We start from the raw sequence: 2,349 nt of genomic DNA, 5'->3' as shown, positions 1-2,349 counted from the left end.
CGCTCCCATGTGCATAAGAAATGCGCCGTCACCGTCAATACAGACAATTTTCCTGCCCTTTAAAGCCAAATTTATGCCCAACGCTATGCTGGAAGCATGGCCCATCGAGCCTACAACCAGGAAGTCTTTTTCGTGACCCTCGCCGTTTCTTTCCCTTATTTCGTATATCTCCCTGGATGTCTTGCCGGTCGTTGAGACGACAATTTCACCTGAGTTTAAGTTTTTTAAGATATACTCCAAGACTTCCTCCCTAATTAACGTGCAGCTGCATGTGACCTTTTTCTTCATCTCGTATCTTTCAAAAGAATCGGCCCTTGCTATTAAGGCAAAGGGCGCGTTGTCTTTTTCTGCTTTCACCCTCGCTTTATTAATTTGAAATCGGACATGGTCTATCTCCTTGCTTAATATTTCGTAATCTATGCCCAGCGTCTCTAACATTTGTGTCGTTATCATGCCCTGCTTTATATGTTGAGGTTCGTCTTTTATTCCGGGCTCTCCTCTCCAACCTATTAGCAATATCATGGGGATGGAGTAAACATGTTTATCCGCTAAGGAGACCAGGGGATTTATGGCGTTTCCTATGCCTGAATTTTGCATGTAAACCAAGCCCGTCTTACCTGTAGCCAAATGATAACCTGCAGCTATGGCCACAGCATTTCCCTCGTTGGCTGCTATTATGTTTTTATCATCGCTCGTGTTGTCTGCTACATATGCACAAAAGCTTTTAAGCGATGAATCCGGAACTCCCACAAAGAATTCTATGCCTTCGGCCCTTAAAAGCTCGTATACCTCTTTAGGGTTTAACATTTATATTCCCTCGCTTGGTATCAGCGTAAGGATCTCTTTGATGCTGGCGCAGTACTTCTCGGCCTCTAAGCTTCTGCCGTTTTCAAGTATGGTCTCCGCCGTCTTTTTCATGGCAGGGTATGCACTTCTAAGTAAGTGATTGGCGTAAATTATTATCTTTGCTCCATAACTTGACAGCTCTTCTTCCGTTATGCTGTTGTAGGTAGTCGGAACTACAACCAGGGGAACTCTGAAATCCAACTTTTTATATTCTTCACAAAATTCAACTACTTCTTTCGGGCTTTCTTCTTTGCTGTGAATCATTATTCCATCTGCCCCTGCCTCAATGTATGTTATGGCCCTTCTTAGGGCATCTTCAATGCCGGCCTTCAATATCAAGCTTTCAATCCTAGCTATTATCATGAAATCCTTAGTGAGCAATGCCTTTTTTCCGGCGTTTATCTTTTCCGCAAAATTTTGCGGGTCATCCTGGACCTGTACTACCTCCGTCCCAAAGAGGGAATTTCTCTTCAATCCCATCTTGTCCTCGATGATGACCGCGGACACTCCAAGTCGCTCTAATGTCCTTACGTTATACACGAAGTGTTCTTTAAGTCCGCCCGTATCTCCGTCCAAGATTATCGGTTTTGTCGTCACTTCCATGATTTCGTTTATGGTGTTTATCCTTGATGTTAAATCCACCAGCTCTATGTCCGGCTTTCCCTTCATGGTCGAGTCACACAGACTGCTGACCCACATGGCATCGAACTCTCTGACTTGTCCGTCCTTTACCACTTTGGTGTTTTCTGCAATCAGGCCGGTTAGGCCGTTGCTCGCCTCGATCGCCCTTACAAAGGGCTTGAGCTCAATTAATTTTCTAAGCTGTTTTAATCTAACCTCCGGGGTAGTGCCGATCTTTTTAATCTTTTCGTCAAGCAAACTTCCCGATACGTCCTTTGTATACTCCACTTCTATGAGTTTTCCGTCCCATTTTTTTAACGTCTCTATCACTTTTTCCCTTATATGTTTTTGTATGCCCTCTCTCCAATCGTCGCCGTGGATGACGTAATCCGGCTTAATTTTCTCCAGGTTTTCCGTGTAGTCCAACGTCCTTTGAGGTATTACCCGGCTTACCCCCTTTATGTTTTCCACTATCCTTTTCCTTTGTTCAAAGTTTAGCAGGGGGATCCTCTTATAGCTTGCAATCGCCTCGTCTGTCAGCAAACCAACTATGACTTCTCCGTACTTGGTTGCCTCTGTGATTATGTTTATATGTCCATGGTGCAGTATATCTCCCGTCATGCACAAATACACTTTTTTCATTCTATCCTTCCCTCCTAAAAACGCTACAATACAAGACATTAGAGATGGGACTTCATACAAATTCATTTAATGTTTTCAAGGAAATCGATTATTCGTTGACAGGATACCTCAGTCTCAAATATTTCGCTGCGTACAGATCGAATTTCCGGCAAATATTTCTTGATATAATCAGGATCTTCTAGAAATTGATCTATCTCTGATTTTAGTTCGCATATATTATATACTTTCTTGCCCGGGTTA

At 43.1% G+C, this 2,349-nt stretch carries 2 protein-coding genes; both read right to left on the bottom strand.

The window, feature by feature from the left end:
* Window positions 1-807: phosphonopyruvate decarboxylase (gene aepY / locus Q7P41_RS02135; RefSeq protein ID WP_303881772.1), on the bottom strand; the 807-nt coding region annotated here is incomplete at its 3' end.
* A complete protein-coding gene (aepX, locus tag Q7P41_RS02130) occupies window positions 808-2,109 on the bottom strand; it encodes a phosphoenolpyruvate mutase (protein ID WP_303881770.1) in 1,302 nt (433 codons plus the stop codon).
* Between the last annotated feature and the right edge of the window lie 240 nt (window positions 2,110-2,349).

It is taken from the genome of Acetomicrobium mobile (assembly GCF_937920065.1).
Note: the sequence above shows the minus strand (reverse complement) of the source record. Positions and strands in the feature narration are given on the sequence as shown.